The organism is Mameliella sp. CS4, assembly GCF_019392335.1.
In the GTDB taxonomy this organism is placed as follows: Bacteria; Pseudomonadota; Alphaproteobacteria; order Rhodobacterales; family Rhodobacteraceae; genus Antarctobacter.
This window is the reverse complement of sequence record NZ_JAHXRQ010000139.1, coordinates 1-277: the sequence shown is the minus strand read 5'-3', so window position 1 is coordinate 277 and position 277 is coordinate 1. Positions and strand designations below refer to the sequence as shown.

Below are 277 nucleotides of genomic sequence, written 5' to 3'. Positions count from 1 at the left end.
GCCGGCAGCGACCCGCCCCGGCGCCAAGGACCTTCAAAATCGTTCGGAAAATGCCGGGCGCTTTCCGGGTTGTCCGAGCCCCCGCCGCGTGCTCCTCTCGCCCGTCTCCTTCGGCCCGACGGACCTCCGCCCGCAGCGGGCGGCGGGCGCGGGCCTCTCCGTCCGGGAGGACGCCGATGGGCCATCTTTCGACACACGTCCTCGACACGGCCGCGGGCAAGCCGGCGGCCGGGGTCACCGTCGAGCTCCGGCGCCTCGCCGAGGACGGCACCGGGGA

1 protein-coding gene is annotated in these 277 nt (G+C 75.1%); it reads left to right on the top strand.

Translation table 11 applies throughout. The features are described from left to right. Nucleotides 1-50 precede the first annotated feature (50 nt). On the top strand, nucleotides 51-277 hold a 227-nt coding region (locus KZZ07_RS28225; protein ID WP_370631279.1), incomplete at its 3' end, for a hydroxyisourate hydrolase.